Origin of the sequence: Nostoc paludosum FACHB-159, assembly GCF_014698835.1 — a bacterium.
GTDB classification, from domain to species: domain Bacteria; phylum Cyanobacteriota; class Cyanobacteriia; order Cyanobacteriales; family Nostocaceae; genus Nostoc; species Nostoc paludosum.
The window spans coordinates 1-17,766 of sequence record NZ_JACJTU010000031.1; the positions used below are offsets into that span (position 1 = coordinate 1).

Here is a 17,766-nt window from a genome sequence, read left to right on the forward strand (position 1 = left end):
ATGGCAAGACCATTGCTTCTGCTAGTGATGACAATAGCGTCAAACTCTGGGATGCGGCTACAGGTAAACTCATCTCTACCCTCAACGGACATAGCTCTGCGGTCATTAGCGTAGCATTTAGCCCCGATGGCAAGACCATCGCTTCTGCTAGTTATGACAACAGTGTCAAACTCTGGGATGTGGCTACAGGTAAAGCAATCATCACCCTCAACGGGCATAGCTCTGCGGTCATTAGCGTAGCATTTAGCCCCGATGGCAAGACCATCGCTTCTGCTAGTTATGACAACAGCGTCAAACTCTGGGATGTGGCTACAGGTAAAGCAATCATCACCCTCAAAGGGCATAACTCTGTGGTCAGTAGCGTAGTATTTAGCCCCGATGGTAAAACCATCGCTTCTGCTAGTTATAACAACAGCGTCAAACTCTGGGATGCAGCTACAGGTAAAGAAATCACCACCCTCAACGGGCATAGCGCTGATGTCTATAGCGTAGCATTTAGCCCCGATGGCAAGACCATCGCTTCTGCTAGTTCTGACAACAGCGTCAAACTCTGGGATGTGGCTACAGGTAAAGCAATCACCACCCTCAACGGGCATAGCTCTGCGGTCATTAGCGTAGCATTTAGCCCCGATGGCAAGACCATCGCTTCTGGTAGTTATGACAACAGCGTCAAACTATGGGATGCGGCTACAGCTAAACTCATCTCCACCCTCAACGGGCATAGCGCTGCGGTAAGAGGCGTAGCATTTAGCCCCGATGGCAAGACCATCGCTTCTGCTAGTTCTGACAATACTGTCAAACTATGGGATGCGGCTACAGGTAAAGAAATTACCACCCTCAATGGGCATAGCGATGCGGTTAATACGGTAGCATTTAGCCCTGATGGTAAGACCATCGCTTCTGCTAGTGATGACAAAACCGTCAAACTCTGGGCGTACCTAAATAACTTAGACGATTTAATGATCTACAGTTGCAACAGGCTACGTGTTTATTTACAATCAAATCCCAATGTGAGCGATCGCGATCGCACCCTCTGCGATGACATTCCTACCAAAACCAATTAGCTTTGCAGCAAAAAATCAATTACTGTTAATGCGATCGCACTTTCGGGGCACTTCCGGGGCGATCGCTTACAAAAGTCAAACAATAGACCTCTTGCAAAAGTTGCTCAAGAAGATTCGGTTTGGGGTAGATGAGGCTCATAATTGTAGAGAACAGCAATTAGATAAACCTCAAACTAAATCTTTTTCGACGATTTCTATAAGTAAGAGACAAAATTTTAAATACCTTCAATTTCCGATTTACATGCTCACCTAAAACTCTAATTCTGGCTAATTCTTGATTAGTCTTTTTATCTTCATAAGTTAACTTACCTCACTCTGGGCTTTTTCTTGAGAATGCGACTATTGCAATGTAATTTTTGAATACCTTGATAACCTTTATATCCTAAGCATTCTATGTCTTTTTTCAACCTAATTTTACTGTTTTTAAATATACGAAAATCATGCTCTCTACCTTTGCCATAGGGGGTGCAGATGATTTAATCATTCGCTTGATCTACCACTACTTGCGACTGCCGAACTTGCTCAAATATTATCAGAGCATGGTGCAGCCTGCGCCGCTTATTATGAATATGACAGTAGTGAGGCTAGTGTAGAAGATTTTCAAGAACATTACTGGGATGAGTACGAAAGTCAGAGGATTTTGTTTATGACCAACTCGAACAACAGGGATTGATTAAAAACTTAGAAAATATGGGTATTCCTAGCTTCTACCTGAATTTTGAAGCAATAGCCCGTGATTGGTTTATTGACGATTACTATTCAGTAGAAGAAAGTTATAACAAAGTCTACGTTTTTAGCCGGCACTAACAAAATTAAGGGGGAAGTTAATAACTACCCCCTTTACATTTAAAAACTTTCTACAGCTACACCCTATTCATTACTGAATTTTTTTGGAGACTTTTGTTTGATGTAATCACTAGGGATGACCACAGTTTCTTTATCCAATCGCAAAAGGTAACAGTAACTTTTGGTATTGGGACAGGCGATCGCAGAAGGAAAGTTAAGACCCAAAGCAAAACCCAAAAATATGTAAATTCCAAACGACCCCAGATAAAATAACCAACCTCTCCACCCTGAGCCAACCCAGCGTGCAAAGTAAATTAAATTGAGTTTGAATTGCTGCGATCGCTGACTCCTCAGTTGAGAACGTTTTTGTTCAGCCTCAATCCATTGCTGAGATTCATTGAGTTTATTCAAAGCTATTTGTATCGCCCGAAGCTTAGCTTTTTCCTCAATAATCTTGTGTGCCTTGACCTCAATAGTATGCTTTTCCTCAACTATTCGGATATTGACCCATTCTCCGATGTCGGTGGCAAGCTCATTAAATGCGGCTGCGGTTGGAATACTGGGGAAGTCGGCTTTTTTCCCATGACCCTAGCTTTAAATGCTTCTCGTAGTTGCTGCCACTCCTGTTGAAATTCAGATGATTTCATTTCCTCAACTAAGGACTGTAAATACAATTTGGGCAACCCGGCGATATCACCTTTGGCCTTGTCCCTCACCATATCCCTAATTAACTCTCGTTCCTCTACACCCAATAAAGCTGTAGTGTCTCCTAGCTGTTCCAGAAGTTCCAGAGTATCTATATCCCCTTCTGGTTTAGAGTCATTGGTACTTAATCCAAAATGTTGGGCCACATCCTCAACGGATTTACCCTGATTCTTAATTAAATCGCAAGCCTCAAGGAAGCGTAAGCACTCAGCTTGGTTATATTCATCTTGGTCTTTTAGCCCACAAGAAATCAAAATTGAGAGAGATTCCGAGAGTGTTATTTTTGTACCTATTCGTTCCTTGGCTAATGACAATAATTGAGAAATATCTTTTGGTTCAGTGTCTGCATCTGGCTCATCTGACTGGGATTCATCTGAGGTAGCAGAATTTTTTGGTCTCTTAGGTTTTGGTATAACTTTAGTTGCAACAGCATCGTTTTGCTTTAACAACTCCATCACCTCAGAGTCAGTTTTACCCTGTTCAATTAACTTACGACATTCACGGAAGCGGTCAGCTTCATCCTCTGTATATTGTTCTTTCTGGGGTATCCCACACAGGGACAAAGTTCTAACGATTTCTTCTGGTGTAATGCTATTAGAAAGTTCTGACTGACGATACATAAAGGAATTCCTTAATCAAAATGAAGTGAAATTGCGTTGTGCTATCGAGGTTTCAACGGATTAAACCATTGTTGTTGTTCCCCTGGAGCGTCCACAGGCAGATCGTTTTGTTGCAGAGTAGTCACGTCTGCGTAGTTATCGCGTATATTATTACTCATTAAGGACTGCTCAGACTGAGTTGTTGCCAATTGACCCAAATGGCTGTTTGTCGGTGGGGACTCAATTAAATCATCTGCCATACTCCCATTAACTCCTGCCAACATTTCTTGCAGATACTGCTGGTGAAGCTTCAGGCGATATATGCAATCTTTAATGCTTTGCTCTAAGTTCTCCCTAGCTCCCTGACCAGCAGTGCGATAGGCTAACGGTAGCCAATAACTCATCAGTGCAATCATCGCCATGTCCTTGGAAGGATAAAGAGTGGCTTTGGAGTTGAGATAGTTTATAAGAATGGCTTCTGGACTTTCTTGGAAGGTTCTGGTGCGTAGACGAAATTCCAAATCTTCTAGTATGGTGTTATTTTCCATAGTTACGCGTCTGCTAGAGCATGAAAAGATGAATAAGTCACCTGGTTTTGCAAATATCGAAATAATCCGTAAACATCAGTTACACGGAGAATGAGCGCATCTTTGTGGGGAGGTAAGTTAAACGCTAGGCGTACATCCTCTTCTAATTCAGCTGCCCAGGAAATTTTGGTATGGGCAAAAAAGGCTTTTAGCTCGTTAGTTAAATATTCAGATGTGCCGCCACCGACGATCACCTGATCGACGTTGGCAGGAACATGACTTTTGAGCCAATCTGATACCTTCGCCCAGTATTCCTTTCGTGCCATAGTCGCCACTTCAATAATTTGTGTGACTTCCTCGGCTCTGAATTCAGCCTTCTTGCTCCTGGCTAAAGATTTAAAGTATTTGGCTTTGGGGGTAGCTCCTGATTGATGAATCGCCAATAGTAAATCTTGTAGATTTTGCCCAGAGGTGCGATTTTTGATTTTTTCTAACATCCAAGCCAAACCCAAGTTAGCTGATGAGCCAGAAGATAATCCACGCTCAAACCTAACGGCGGAGATATCCCGAAAGCCGAACATCAACACAGCTATACTCAACTGATTGAAATTCGCCCCCAGTTTTTTGCTTCGAGTCAGCACCAGCCCGCCACCTTCAGGCATACATTCAAAGCATTCCAGGTTTATAGAAAACTGCTGACCACGGAAGGAGAAGTTAGACAACGCCGCGGTTAAACCTCTTTCTAATCGCTCTCTATCTTCCCATTCCCCATAGGGCAACAACAGTGCCAAGGATAAAGTAAAGTTTGTTCCTAATCCCAGCTTCGTGGCGATCGCTCCTACTGCTGCTAACACTTTGGGAATAGCATTTTCATACTTGAGTTCTGACAACTTGACCTGAGCCTCAAAATGCTTTTGTGCCAGAAATCCCACTGCATAATATTCAGAGTCAAACTCTACCCAAGCCTCATTCTCTGGATTGGGGCTATTGAGTCTACCTGACTCGTACAGGTCGATTGATTCTTTAGCAATGGCGATTAACTCTGGTTCCATACAAAATAATTCTGGCGGCTTATATGGTATGGAATCAAGGACACGGTAAATCATTTTGGTCATCGAAGAACCAGGGTCAAGACTGAGCAATAAATTCACTGCCAGCTACCTCTTTTTTTTCAGACTATTAATTGCAAAATATTACTAATAAAAAATCAGCTACGATTTTTCAAGGGTTTGAGTGCTATACCTGCTCTATTTTGAAAGAAAAGCTCTCTATTTATGGATGGGAACTTTCAAAAAGTTATTTGAGTTCCAATAAATACCAATATTACCCTACAAAGAAAAAATATATTCACCAAAAGGAAGATTTTTATCCCGATATTTCCCAATTAATTCCAAGAATTAAAATGATTATTGTACATTCTTGACAAGATTGTCATTAATCTTAAAATTCACCAAACAGCACCAATAATTATTAGATATATACCAACATTTCCCAATATCTCCCAAAGGGGAAACCCCTCTGGACTCCCGAAAAAATTTTCGCACAGTACGCAAAAAAGTTTTGCTCAAAAAATCGAGTTTAATTTAAAATTTGAAAGGGCATCAAAAACTGTATTAACAAATATTAATTTTTGAATTACTCAATACTACAGAAAGTAAGTTTCACGGCTCTGAAGACAGAAGCACGTCAGATGATGGCGATGTGTTTCTGGAGTCATAGCCATTACTGGAGTAGCTGTCTATCTTCCACAAATAAAAATTCTCTTGGTGTGGTAATTCGGGTAGCCTGTTTCAAAAAAGTCAATTGGGTAGGTTTTAATTTTTGTAAATATCATGCCCAGGCAGTGGAAGTATTTAGAAATCTGCCGGAGAGTGATAGATTTTTTTATGAGATTAAACCAAACTGTTATGCTTCATTCAAAGTTTGGTGCATTGATAGTCAGCACTTCGATTTAGTAGTAAGCCTGCTGAAAAATTATGCTGATATAGAACTGGAATTTGCGATCGCCGATCCCAATCAAGTACCGGAAATCTTCAAAGTGTTGAAACTGCAATTCTTCCAAAGGAATGTACAAAAATGCTGACAGGGAAGAACACAGAACCTCAGCAAGCAGTGCATTACTTCGTGGAAGGATATTACCAAGAGGGTTCTTCACGCTGGTCTGGTAAGGGAGCTAAAAAACTCGGACTTGAGGGGGCAGTTGATAACAAAGAAACTTTCTCTAACATTGTCAATGGACTGTCACCTGATGGAAGTCAACACCTGTGCGCCAGAAAGTTGGAATCATCGCAACGTCGCGCAGCAACTGACTTTACTTTCTCTGCACCGAAAAGTGTGAGCCTCCAGGCTTTGGTAGGTGGAGATGAAAGGCTAATTACTGCCCATCAGTTAGCGGTAGAGAAAACTTTGGCTTTGATTGAAGAACGCTATAGCTACACCAGAGCCACGACCCAACAGGGGCAGCAATTGATAAAAACTAACAATTTAGTCATCGCGGAGTTTGACCACATTGAAACCAGAGAACTAGATCCGCATCTTCACACCCATGCTCTGGTGATGAACATGACACAGTTAGAGAACGGAAACTGGTACAGCCTGCTTAATGATGAAATTTTCAAAAATAAGAAATTTCTCGGTATGGTGTACCAAAATTACCTAGCTGTTGAGGTACAAAAGCTAGGGTACGAAGTAGAAGCTAGAAAACACGGGCAGTTTGAAATTAAAGGTTTCCGGCCTACTGACTTACAAGAATTCTCCAAACGCAGACAGCAAATATTAGATGCAGTAGGCTCTAATTCAACTTGGGCAGAACGAGAAGCGGCTTGGACTGCCACTCGCAACTTGAAACAGAAAATTAACCCCCAAGAGCTAAAAGCTAAGTGGAAGGAAGAAGCTGCGGCACTGGGGATCGATTTTATACAGCCAATAGAACCGCAACCTCTACTACAACAGAGGTTAGTCAGCTATGAAAATTTAGAAGATGCTATTGCCCACTGCTCAGAAAGAAATGTTGCTTTCACCCAGGAAGATTTAGAAAAATTCATCCTAAACCAAGGTTTAGCCACAGACGTTAGGCAGATAGAGCCTTTAGTTCAAGCTAACTCGGAATTACTCAGCCTATCTTCAGAAAAACGCGAATTTACAACCCTGACAGCAGTTAATCGGGAACTGGCAACTATTAAATTAATGCAGTTAGGACAGGGTAAGGTTAGTCCACTCGCCCAAAGAGAAATAGTTGAAAACCACCTGGAGAAAACGGCTTTAAACCAAGACCAGCGTCGAGCGGTACTGGCAGCAGCAACCACAACAGACCAATTTATCGCATGGCAGGGGGTAGCTGGTGCTGGTAAAACTTTCGCCCTCAAGGAATTAAAAACTCTAGCCGCCGATTCTGGCTACACTATCAAAGGTTTTGCTCCCAGTTCTATGGCCGCCAAAGTTTTGGGTCAAGAGTTGGATATCCAGGCGGAGACTGTCGCTAGACTGCTCATCTGTGAACCGTCGCCGGAAATAGAACCAAATCAAATATGGGTTGTGGACGAAGCAGGGTTACTGAGCGCTAAAGATGCCCTTGCTCTTTTAGAACGCGCAACCCAAGAACAAGCTAGGGTTTTGTTAGTGGGAGATACAAAACAGTTGTCAGCTGTAGAGGCTGGCAATCCCTTCAAGTCTCTACAACAGGCAGGAATTAAAACCAGTCATCTCAACGAATCTTTGAGGCAACGTGCGCCAAAACTGAAGCTGGCAGTAGACCTGATTGCCGAAGGTCGAATTGAAGAAGGTTTTGAACGCCTCGATGAAAACGGTTGTATTCAGAGCATAGCAGCCGAACTTAAAATTGATACCATTGCCCGTGAATATATGGCAGCCACACGAGAGCAACGGGCGCGAACCCTGGTACTAGCAGGCACAAATTTTGAGCGATTAGCCATCACCCAAGCGATTCGGCAACAACTGAAAGTTGAGGGTAGTTTAGGGAATGCGACAAACATCACCCAACTGCAAGCCAAGGACTTAACCCAAGTGCAAAAGCGCTACACCCACAACTTTGAACTGGGTGATTTGGTCATGCCCACCCGCAGTTACAAACGCCGGGGGTTGTCCAAGGGAAAACTGTATGAAGTGGTGGGTAAGGATACTGACCGATTAACCCTCAAAACTGAGGATGGGCAATATTTTCAGGTAGATACGGGATTTAATAAAGCAGTTTACCAACATCAGCATATTGAAATTGCCAAGGGCGATCGCCTACGCTGGACAAAGAACGATCGTCAATTAGGACGGCGCAACGGTCAAGAGTTTGTAGTTAAAGCAATTGCAGGTTATAACGCGCAAATCCAGTATCTAGATAGCGGTCAAACTGAATTTCTTAACCTGCAACAAGCACAACACCTAGATTATGCGATCGTCAGCACTACATATAGCAGCCAAGGTAAGACTGCTGACTCTGTACTGATTGCTGCTGACAATACCATTGGACAAGAAAGTTTTTATGTCGCAGTCAGCCGTGCTAAGTATTCACTTAAACTTTTTACTGAAGATAAAGATAAATTACTGAATTGGGCGCAACACAGTAAAGCTAAGGAAAATGCACTCTTCCTGCTGAGGCAGAATGAATTAAACAAGCAGCGCCAGTTAAAGGAAGAGAAGGAAATAGTTAATGGAATTGTAGCTAAAACAACCACAACTGAGGAGGGAAGGGAAGAGGCTCTTGAGCTATTGAGCAGAGGAGCTATTGAGCAAGGGAGCAGGGGAGAAGTTCTTTCCCCTCTGCACCTCTGCCCTCCTGCACAAAAGCCCAGTTCTTCCCCTCTGCTGCTTCGCTCCCCTGCTCAAGAGCCTCCTAACCCCAAGCCAGTTATTAAAAAACCAGTCTCCAAAACTACACAAAGGACAGTAGCATTTTGGATTCCTGAGAACTTTGGTGAAGCTCCCGAACGGCTAGATTCCCTACATTGGCAAGAATTAGTAGAAGGTAGTGCTATTCACCCCGAAATTGCTGCCCTTAACTTCAAAAGCCTGCATCAGACTCTTGATTGGGAACATGAAGCCTGGGAATATCTGATGTACAGTGACAAACTGCCACGCACTAACACAGGTAAGCTTTCGTCAGGAATTATGAGTAAGTATACTCATATTGAATCGGGTGGCTGGTGGTGTGATGCTGGTGTTAATCCCAAGTCCTTTGCTCACCTACAGCCAGGGGATAAACCCGATCGGAAATTGTGGGGATGCTATAAACCCAATAACAAGAGAGAAAAAGCGGATAAACCCGGTAAGTTTATTAAGTACGAGCATCCACCCAAAACGGAATTAAGTATTTTCTTGTTAGATGTGCCGGATGATATTGCTCTTAGTATCTATGAGAAAGCTGGGGTACAGCCAACCGAAAGCGATCGCACCAGTGGATTTTGGTATTGCGTTTGGAAGCACAACTTACCAGTCACGATTACTGAAGGAGCAAAGAAAGCAGCCAGTTTGTTGAGCCAGGGTCATGCAGCGATCGGGCTGCCGGGAATTTATGCTGGTTATCGCAGTAAAGATGAGTTTGGCGAAAAGGTGAAAGCTAGACTCATGGATGAGTTAGCTGTTTTCGCCACTCCTGGGCGGGAGATAACATTCTGCTTTGATTATGAGACAAGACTTGAGACTCAGCGAAATATAGAGATTGCTATCTCACGGACTGGTGGACTGTTAGAGGAACGGGGAGCGTCTGTCAATGTGGTGAAGTTACCTGGGCCGGATAAAGGGGTTGACGATTTAATTGTGGCTCAAGGGCCACTGGTATACGAAAAGGCGTTCTATCAAGCATCAACCCTCAAAGCATGGCGAGATAACAACAATAAACAACGACATACTCTAACAGCACCACCCAAAAAGTTAAGCATTGAGGAGCGCAAACAACGACTTCAACAACGTTTTTTAAGCCAGCAAAATCAATTGGCATTTAAGAAGTCCATTGATGTACTGACTAACCAAGAGCTACTGTACTTAGAACAAGCAGTTAAAGAATATTTTTCAGAACCAGTTGCTCAAGTACCACCGACAATTGATAGGCAAGCTATTGAAAGTCAAATTAGCCAGCTTCAGGCACAAATTGATAGTTTGTGGAGCCAACACGCTATTCAAGAGAAAGCCATCAAATCGATGGAGCGTTACCCGCTTCATCAATTGAGTAATAAGTATAACTTGGCTTTAGATGAGCAATTGCAAACTATAGGAACTATCAAAGAATTAGTAACTCACAAACAACAGCTCTCCTCAAAAATTCAGGAATGGTCAACCCAGGTAGAAAATTATCAAACCTGGGAGAGAGAACAAAAAACTATTGAAATGAAAGCTATATCTGAAGTTATAAAATCACCATCAATACAAAAACGATTAACTGGTGTTAAAGAGGAATTATGGCAAAAAGAACAACACAGACAAGCTCAACTATTAGCTAAGTATGAACCTTCACCAAAACCAATAAGAGGAATTAGAAGGTAATTTAACAAAAAGAATTCAGGAGTTAGAAGTCAGTAACAAAGGCAAAGACGCTCCGCTAAGGCATCAGAATGAGCGCATGAATTTTGTACGAGCGGCGAATGAATAAACGGGTTTAAATCCCGGAAAAAATTGAAAATTTTGTGGTGCTTCTAGCTGCCGGATCTAAATCCCCCCCTAGATTGCATTTTGAGTTCTGTATTCTGTATTCTGACTACTTATTTAATTTTATCTGCTAAATTACCTTCTAAGTTTACTTGACTGAGATTGAGTATTACTGTGCTTTAAATAATCAGACACTACCTCTCCCACTTCGTCTAAAGATTCAACATCTTTCTCCGTAGCAGTAGTAGTCAAATCACCATTTACCATCACAGCCCGACCATCTTTAGCGGTGACAGTAATACTATCGCCTTTTTGATAAAAGTTGTAATTTTTACTTTCATAACTCCTCGTACCATCAGGATTCTGATTCCCAAAAAGGCGCAGCATAGAATTTACACTCTTAGCGAGAGCCTTGCCTTTGATATCCATTACGCTATTGGTAACTTTTTCAACACTCTGCTTGACAGTATGATTGGCTGCTGAGTGTATATCACCAACAGCTTGAGTTAGCTGCTTATGAACTGTATTTACTTCTCCTGTAACTTTATTATGAATAGCGCCCATAGCAGCTTGGTGACGCTCCATGCCATGCTGAATCTCATCGCTGACTAACTGCTTAACTTCACCAATACCATCCTTAACTACACCCACATTAGATTCAAATTCACCTTTAACAGTTGCAACTTGTGACTTCATCTCAGCTTTGAGAGACTCCATTTGTTGATTCATCTGCTGTTTTAAAGTGGAAATTTGAGCCTCTAATTGTGCTTTAACTTTATCGATTTTAGGAGTGAAGGCAGTTTTTACCTGTTCGTAGAGATTTTTTGCAGTTGTTTTAGCCTTCGTTTCAATGGAATTTATCCAATTGTGCAAAGTTGAATTCTTGACAGCCGGATTATTTTGACTATTTATAGCCTCTAGTCCCTTCTGCAATTGCTCAATAGTTTTTTGTTGAGCATCAAAAGCTTGTTTAAGACTAATTATGTCAGCAGATAATTTTTCAGCTACCTGATTACTTGATTGATTTTGAGAAGCAAAATTATCAATCAAACTTTGCTGCTCTTGAACCTTTTGTTGTAAAGCATCTACCTGCTTTTGTAAATCCTCAAGAGGAGAGGATTGTTGTACTGGCTTTGCTGTTTGAGGAGACTGGGACTGATGAGAACCTAAGTCAGAATTCTGAGTAATCTTGCTATTTAAACCCAGCTTATCAGTTAAAACTTCTCCGTCCTTAGCATGATAGACTTTATCCTTGCCAATCATGATTCGGACAGAACCTTTCAAATTTTGGGGGTCATTGATAGCCGTATTGATTTTCTCCACCAGTTCTGGAGTCATGGAATTTACGGAAACTTCTCTATCAGGATGACCTTTATACTTGGGTTGGTTGCCAACATAAATTGATAAGTCTTTACTGGTATCTAAATCTTGAAACTTCCCTTTTTCTAACAGCTTATGCAGAATATCATTGAGGATTTCTAAGTAATCATGTTGCACTTGTTTTGCTTCAGATTTTATCTCATCCATGATTTGTGACTCCTAAAGAATTGAGCAAAAATAAATTTAACTTTTCATGAGTTGGGTATTTATTTTGGCAACACTATTAATCGTGGAGTATCGAAGGGAAAGTTCAATTTCTGGAGAGCGGGGATACTAAAACTGAATTAATTAGAGTAGATGGACTTACCAACACATCTGGTAAAACTACACCTCCTAAACGATTAAGGATTACCTTACCTTCAATTTCGATATAAGCCCATTGGTCATCAATTAAGACTGAAATCGATTTGGTGCTATCAGGTAAATTAGTTGCACTGTAATCCTTGAGTTCCCCATTCACTATAAAGATATGAGGGCTTTCAGCATCGCCATAGTAAACTTCAATGAATTCTGGTACATAGTTTTCAGCCAAAGGTGGTTCATCCCAAAACTCTGCGGCATTGATAATGTCAGTACGATAGTTATTAACCATCAACGCAATATCAAACGGGAGTTTGATTAACAATTGCATTTCATAATCTGATAAATTAGTCATCGATTACCTCCTAAATATTGCTCAATCTTTCATTAGCTGATGCTTGTTTATCAATTAAAGGCAACAATCTTTCTGCCTCTAAAAGTCGATTTTCTAACTCTTCCCCAGATGGTTCGCACAGAGTAGATTGTGAGATAAACTTTTGTTGGATTTCATACCATTGCTTCACACTTTTTGCTATGGCAGCATCCGATTGAATGTCAGCAGGAATTTGTTGTAATAAAGGCAGACCGACATTTTTCCCAGAGCGAAAACCAGGACTGACAATTACTGCTCTGCCTTCTGATAAAGTATTGAATTGATTAACTTCAAATAATGGACGAGTGCTGTTTTGCTCAGAGATTGAGGTACTTGCACCGCCTTTACCGCCCGAACTGCGAGAGCGTTCCTTATGCTTAATTTGCTCATCACCTAAGAAATTACTAAAACGTTCTGCGGCTATGTCATCTTGAGGATTAAAGAAGACTTTTGTGGCACAACCACCGAATATGGCATTAGTAGTTTCCTTAGAATAAGCTTTTTCAAGCTGTGCCAAATTTTGCAGTCCTAGTAAACAAATCAAGCCATCTTCGCGGTTTTGGTTTAGCCAATCAACTAAAGCTGGTAGATACAAAGTAGGTAATTCATCCAGTGCCAAAACTAATGGTTCTGTGCGTTTACCAGCTAAATTTCGAGAACATAAAAGATGCAATATGGATACTAATAAAGGAGAAATAACATCTCGCTTCTCCTTGTCCATACCAAAAATAACCATCTTCCGCCCCTTCAAATCTAAGGGGATATTGGTTTGACCGCAGAAAGCACTAAGAGTAGATGGAGTCATAAAACGAGTAAACAACCCGCTTGTAGTACCCACTATTGAAGCTGCTGTTTCTGGAGAACCAGCTACAGACAGGAATTGGTCAAAGGCAACTTTTACCCAAGGATTTAAAGAAGCTTGTTGAATGCGATCGATTAAATTCGGCAGACTGAGAATGGCATGGCACATCATAATATCGGGGAAGTTTGTACCCCGTGCCAGCATAAAAATTGCCTGTGCCAACTGATCGCCTGCATTTACGAAGAAGCCACTTTCAGAGGCATCACCACTAGAAGATAATTTAAAATTCCGATTGAGGACGATCGCCAACTGACGCGCCATCTCTGCATCAGTTTCACTCCGCAGAAAATCAAGTGGATTAGCTATGCAGGACTCTCTAAAGCCAGGGGCGAGGATAGAAACCTCATACCCGCGCATTGTGGCGTACCCTGCAAGTTTGGGTGCTTGACCTTTAGCAGCATCAGTAGGCGATTCTTGGTGAGCATATTTGAAGTCGTATAAAATCAAGGGTAGCCCTTGGTCGATGGCAGACCAGATCAGCGGATTAATCATTGAGGCAGTTTTACCACTACCAGGGCCGCCACAGACCAAAATTCCCCGCTGAACATCGGGCAGATATAATTTTGAGCTATCTTCTGGTAGATTAGTAATTCGCTTGTTACCCACAACCTCAAAACTAGCTCCTTTAGGAGTTCCAATGTAAAGGGCTACTCGGTTATGCTTGCGTTGTTGAATTTGCTTCAGGGCTAACTTACGAGCTGCTGTTTTCTCTCTAGCTCCAGCCCATCGCGCCCGTGCTAGTTTGTTAGATCCGCCTCTGGCTTCCAGAAATTTAGCTAATACCAAAGCACCAATAGATACAAGCAGTGCTAGACCCATCGGAGAATATAAAGCAATTTTCAGATTGGAGGGAATAATCTGGTTACTAATATCTTGTTGGGACTGGGTTTGTGCGGTCATCACTGTGTCCCCAGAATTACTAACTCATTTTCTGATACAGGCATCCAAGGTACTGGCCCTATAAAGTAGGGGGTGCAGGTTTTACCTTGGAAAGGAATATTCGCGCAAATTCTAAAAAACAAACCGAAATCTGCCGTACCCTTTGATTCGTTGACTCCTGTTAACACCACCTTGAAAGCAGAACCGTAAACAAGCCTGCCTGTAGGTTCTCTGCCTCCATTCACCTTACCTAGTAGTCCAAATCCACCTTTCACCTTTTGAGAAGAACCAGAAGCCCAACGTTTACCGTAAAGTTCCCCCTGCTGTCCTGCTAAATCCCCTAACTCCATGTAAGAGCATTCTTTTCGAGATTCACAAGCTACCGGAACAGTAGCGCTACTACGGTTAATGCTGCCAGATATAAAGTAGTTGGAGCCTACTGTTGTATCTCCGTTTTCTGCCTTTCCCAGTACCAATGATGCAATACCAATTACATTAAATCCAGTATTAATCGGCTGGGGCATCTTATCAAAAGGCACTTTATTTAGCCCTGGTACTTGATTAATGTAGCTTTGCTGCCAGCCTAAGAACCGGGCTAACTGTGTTTGAGTAAGGAAAGGAACTGATTTGATGGGATATCGACTGAGGTCAAGCTTTCCTAATGGAGTATTGGCTGCGCGTGGATTGGACTCTAAAATTTGGGAGATATTACCACTTGCGGCGATTTTAGTGGAATTTCTATTAGGTCTATTTGACTTTGCGCCAGGCCAATTGTCCTGGGCAATCTCCCCCAGCTTCCCCCGCTCCCCCAACCCTCTTTTTCCCTCAGCAACTTGAGTAAACAAATCATAAATAGGTGGAACTTGGCTAATATCAAGGTTGCCCAATGTGGGGATTGCTTTGACTAAAGTCTTGGGGGTTTGCCACTGCATCAGTCCCAAATCTTTGAGTGTCAGTTTAGAATCGAGTGCTACTATCGCAGATATATCTTCTAAGCTTAGAGAACTCATTTTCAAAGCATCTTCCACATCTCCCAGCATGACTACAGAATCTACTTTCTGTCCTGCTGACCAAGAACGAGAAGGATCGTATCCAAATTTGGCAATCAATTCTGGTGGAATACTGAGATACCCAGGCTGTTGGACTGGAGGTAAATTGTCCCAGGTTATCTTTGACCAGTCAGGAATTTTTACCTCGTATTGACCCAAAGTGTGAGTTTCGGTTGGCGTTTGAGCTTGTGTTTCGATTGATGTAGCGATCGTTAAAGCTGTAAAGCCTATCAACAATAATGTTTTCAGTTTGAGCATCTATTTACCCCTGTTTATTAATTGTTCAAATAATGCAGGTGGCACACCAGATAGAGAAATTGCCTCATTTTGGCTTTTCCCCCGCCGTAGTAGCCGAATAGCATCTTGAAGTTTTCTCCAGTTAATTGAATAAGGCTTAATTTCTTTATTAGATACAGCTATTGCCAAACCATAAGCCAAAGCATTAGCATCATTTCTTTGAATAGAACGACTACTAGATGCAGCCCTAATATTAATATTTGTTGGTTCTTGAGCAGGGGGTTTGGTTACAGTTGATGTTGCTGGTTTTTTTGTTGATGCTACTGTTGAATCTTGAGCAACTGGCTTTGTTGTTAATTCCGGTTTCTTGATTGTTGTGGTTAATATTGGTTGTTTCAAAACAGGCGAAGGTCTTTCAGAGTCAGGCTTAATAATTAGGCTTGTATAAGATGGCTGACCTTTAGCTGGGATTAATTTGAATTGATATTGTTTTTGACCATCAGTGCTACTTGTAATCACAGTAATTTGCGTACTGCCATCACCGCTAGAAGTTAAATGAGGGAATTTAATCGGTTGAATTTGTCTCAGAAATAGAACTGTAGCCCCTCCCTTACCACAGTTTTCATCATTTGATGTACCTTGCTGACACAACTTGCCATTGGAAGTTAGAGAAAAATGAGTCGGATCTCCCAGCCAAACTTGCTTAATAGTTTCACCAGTTGGAATAAAGTTTATCGTCAGCCCATAGCCCTGCCAAACTTTTAAGTCAAGTCCAGTAGATTTATTACCTTGGGCATCCTGTGAATAAACATTTCTTGCTGCTGGTAATGCTAGTGATTGTCCAGCATTGAGCGCTAAGGCTGTTGCTAGTAAAAAAGCTAAATTTTTCATATAACAGTTGATTGATTTACGAAAATTTGTACTTGCTTGCCTGCTTCAATTACAAAGACTTGTTGCTGCTGTTGTAGACCTTGTAATTGCTGTTCATTTGAAGTTTTCATCCTACTTAGAACTTCGTTGATACTGCCTTCTGTAAAACCAGCTACTAAATCTTTATCGCCATTGCTGGTGTTAGTAGTTGTTACACCGTTTGAGCTAATAGAAATTTCACTATTAGCCCGATTCTGAATTTCAGCTGCTTTAGATAAGCCAGATAGCAGAGATGACATAAGCGAATTTCCTAGATTACTGCCACCTTTACGAGATTCAGCTTTTAGCAAATTCCCGTTTTTACCTAATATCAAAATCGAATTTGGTGGAAGTTGTTTTTCTTGAGTTTTACCGTCGATATTGACGAGCGCAGAAACAGCCGTCATCTGTGCTATTTCTGAGTTAGTTGGGTTAAGAGTAGCAACAATATAAGACCCCTTGGGTAAAACTTCAGAACCATCAAATGCTTTTAGGGGTTGCGATAGCCTAATCAAAGAGTTTTGCTCTTGCTGTTGATTACTGATACCACTACCTACCCAAGCAATGGGAGTTTCCATCACACCGACTGCACGAGTCCCAACCAAAACTTGCTTGCCATCGTAATTGGTAGGTGGTAGTTGAGGCGAATCTCGATCGCGATTAGAAAGGCTGGTTGGTCTAATCCCTGTACCTCCCTCTATTTTTGCATTTCCCAAATTCAATTCTTCATTGTTTAATTCTCCATTGTCAGAATCACCAGAAGAGTAATTCCCTACATTGGCCACTGCTAACCATTCCTGCATCGGATCTTTGGGGGTAGTTTTAACTAAAGGTAATGGGGTTGAGTTTCTAATACTGGTTTTTGCAGGTATGGGTTTAGGTAAAGATACAGGTGCAACCTGCCTAATTGGAGGATTAAAAGCTACTGGATAACTTCTACTAGACTTAGTAATTGGAGTAGGCGGCGGTGGTGCTTGATAAGTTGTTAAGCGTGTTGGTGTTGGCTGAGTTTTGACACTGGCAATAGTTGTTGGAGTGACTTTTAGCGTTGGTGCAGGCGATACCGATACAGTTTCACTATTTTTTTTGCTGATGGCTTGTAATTCACCTTTTTGGCTAGTCAGAGCCATCACTGTTTTCATCTCTGCATCCTCATCTTTATCTGATTTGCTATCAACAGACTGAATGTTTTTGGTGGTTTCTTGGGTTTGATTCTCACCAGAAGAATTTAAAGCTCCTGTAATTGTGCCAACCATTGCTCCAAAAGTAAGAACTAATAGCAAAACTCCACCAGAGATTGTCAGCCCTTTCAACAATGGGTGTCCAGCTACAGTCCGAGTGGTAACAATTTCTTCTGGCTCGGTTTTTTGTGCCTCACCTGTTGACTCTGTAGATGATGTCGCTGAATCATTTTTTATCTCTGCCCCATTCATCTGAGCAAATTCTTGCCGAAGATGGTTAATTTCGGTAGTAGCTTGAGAATTTTCTGCAACTTGATTTGACAT

14 protein-coding genes are annotated in these 17,766 nt (G+C 41.7%); 4 read left to right on the top strand and 10 right to left on the bottom strand.

What is annotated here, in order from left to right; translation table 11 throughout:
- Both H6H03_RS26035 and H6H03_RS42095 read left to right on the top strand, forming a co-directional pair.
- A partial coding sequence (locus H6H03_RS26035; RefSeq protein WP_190957957.1) for a WD40 repeat domain-containing protein occupies positions 1–1,064 on the top strand: 1,064 nt, incomplete at its 5' end.
- Positions 1,039–1,317 (top strand): hypothetical protein, encoded by a 279-nt coding sequence (locus H6H03_RS42095; RefSeq protein WP_190957958.1) that lies wholly within the window; start codon positions 1,039–1,041, stop codon positions 1,315–1,317. The genes H6H03_RS26035 and H6H03_RS42095, both read left to right, overlap by 26 nt.
- Positions 1,318–1,934: 617 nt before the next feature.
- Here H6H03_RS42095 and H6H03_RS26045 read toward each other — a convergent pair.
- The 4 genes from H6H03_RS26045 to H6H03_RS26060 form a co-directional block, all read right to left on the bottom strand.
- Positions 1,935–2,261, bottom strand: coding sequence for a hypothetical protein (locus tag H6H03_RS26045; protein WP_190957959.1), 327 nt, complete (start codon positions 2,259–2,261; stop codon positions 1,935–1,937).
- A gap of 80 nt (positions 2,262–2,341) precedes the next feature.
- On the bottom strand, positions 2,342–3,175 hold the full coding sequence (locus H6H03_RS26050; protein ID WP_190957960.1) for a hypothetical protein: 834 nt from the start codon (positions 3,173–3,175) through the stop codon (positions 2,342–2,344).
- A gap of 41 nt (positions 3,176–3,216) precedes the next feature.
- Positions 3,217–3,702 carry a hypothetical protein gene (locus tag H6H03_RS26055; RefSeq protein ID WP_190957961.1) on the bottom strand — a complete coding sequence of 162 codons (486 nt, stop codon included), beginning with the start codon at positions 3,700–3,702 and terminating at the stop codon, positions 3,217–3,219.
- 2 nt (positions 3,703–3,704) lie between these two features.
- Positions 3,705–4,832: a ParM/StbA family protein gene (locus H6H03_RS26060; protein ID WP_313931918.1), complete on the bottom strand. Its 1,128-nt coding sequence runs from the start codon at positions 4,830–4,832 to the stop codon at positions 3,705–3,707.
- Positions 4,833–5,311: 479 nt separating this feature from the next.
- On the opposite strand from H6H03_RS26060, the gene H6H03_RS26065 reads away from it, so the two are divergent.
- Entirely contained in the window at positions 5,312–5,764 is a 453-nt protein-coding gene (locus H6H03_RS26065; RefSeq protein WP_242057992.1) for a hypothetical protein, read from the top strand.
- A complete protein-coding gene (mobF, locus tag H6H03_RS26070) occupies positions 5,758–10,170 on the top strand; it encodes a MobF family relaxase (RefSeq protein WP_190957962.1) in 4,413 nt (1,470 codons plus the stop codon). Before H6H03_RS26065 ends, mobF begins: the two co-directional genes overlap by 7 nt.
- Positions 10,171–10,407: 237 nt before the next feature.
- Here mobF and H6H03_RS26075 read toward each other — a convergent pair whose 3' ends face one another.
- The 6 genes from H6H03_RS26075 to H6H03_RS26100 all read right to left on the bottom strand — a co-directional run bounded on the left by H6H03_RS26075 (position 10,408) and on the right by H6H03_RS26100 (position 17,766).
- The gene (locus tag H6H03_RS26075; RefSeq protein ID WP_190957963.1) at positions 10,408–11,799 is read right to left on the bottom strand and encodes a hypothetical protein; all 1,392 of its coding nucleotides are present in this window, start codon (positions 11,797–11,799) and stop codon (positions 10,408–10,410) included.
- Between the two features lie 103 nt (positions 11,800–11,902).
- On the bottom strand, positions 11,903–12,307 hold the full coding sequence (locus H6H03_RS26080; RefSeq protein ID WP_190957964.1) for a hypothetical protein: 405 nt from the start codon (positions 12,305–12,307) through the stop codon (positions 11,903–11,905).
- 10 nt (positions 12,308–12,317) lie between these two features.
- Positions 12,318–14,087: a type IV secretory system conjugative DNA transfer family protein gene (locus H6H03_RS26085; protein ID WP_190957965.1), complete on the bottom strand. Its 1,770-nt coding sequence runs from the start codon at positions 14,085–14,087 to the stop codon at positions 12,318–12,320.
- Positions 14,087–15,373, bottom strand: a complete 1,287-nt coding sequence (locus H6H03_RS26090; RefSeq protein ID WP_190957966.1) for a hypothetical protein — start codon at positions 15,371–15,373, stop codon at positions 14,087–14,089. The genes H6H03_RS26085 and H6H03_RS26090 overlap by 1 nt, the downstream gene beginning before the upstream one ends.
- A complete protein-coding gene (locus H6H03_RS26095; protein WP_190957967.1) occupies positions 15,374–16,243 on the bottom strand; it encodes a hypothetical protein in 870 nt (289 codons plus the stop codon). It lies immediately after the preceding gene.
- On the bottom strand, positions 16,240–17,766 hold the full coding sequence (locus H6H03_RS26100) for a TrbI/VirB10 family protein (protein ID WP_190957968.1): 1,527 nt from the start codon (positions 17,764–17,766) through the stop codon (positions 16,240–16,242). The genes H6H03_RS26095 and H6H03_RS26100 overlap by 4 nt, the downstream gene beginning before the upstream one ends.

Coding starts and splice junctions, on each gene's coding strand:
- H6H03_RS42095 (WP_190957958.1), top strand. CDS start 1,039: ATGACATTCCTACCAAAACCAATTAGCTTTGCAGCAAAAAATCAATTA.
- H6H03_RS26050 (WP_190957960.1), bottom strand. CDS start 3,175: ATGTATCGTCAGTCAGAACTTTCTAATAGCATTACACCAGAAGAAATC.
- H6H03_RS26055 (WP_190957961.1), bottom strand. CDS start 3,702: ATGGAAAATAACACCATACTAGAAGATTTGGAATTTCGTCTACGCACC.
- mobF (WP_190957962.1), top strand. CDS start 5,758: ATGCTGACAGGGAAGAACACAGAACCTCAGCAAGCAGTGCATTACTTC.
- H6H03_RS26075 (WP_190957963.1), bottom strand. CDS start 11,799: ATGGATGAGATAAAATCTGAAGCAAAACAAGTGCAACATGATTACTTA.
- H6H03_RS26080 (WP_190957964.1), bottom strand. CDS start 12,307: ATGACTAATTTATCAGATTATGAAATGCAATTGTTAATCAAACTCCCG.
- H6H03_RS26085 (WP_190957965.1), bottom strand. CDS start 14,087: ATGACCGCACAAACCCAGTCCCAACAAGATATTAGTAACCAGATTATT.
- H6H03_RS26090 (WP_190957966.1), bottom strand. CDS start 15,373: ATGCTCAAACTGAAAACATTATTGTTGATAGGCTTTACAGCTTTAACG.
- H6H03_RS26095 (WP_190957967.1), bottom strand. CDS start 16,243: ATGAAAAATTTAGCTTTTTTACTAGCAACAGCCTTAGCGCTCAATGCT.
- H6H03_RS26100 (WP_190957968.1), bottom strand. CDS start 17,766: ATGTCAAATCAAGTTGCAGAAAATTCTCAAGCTACTACCGAAATTAAC.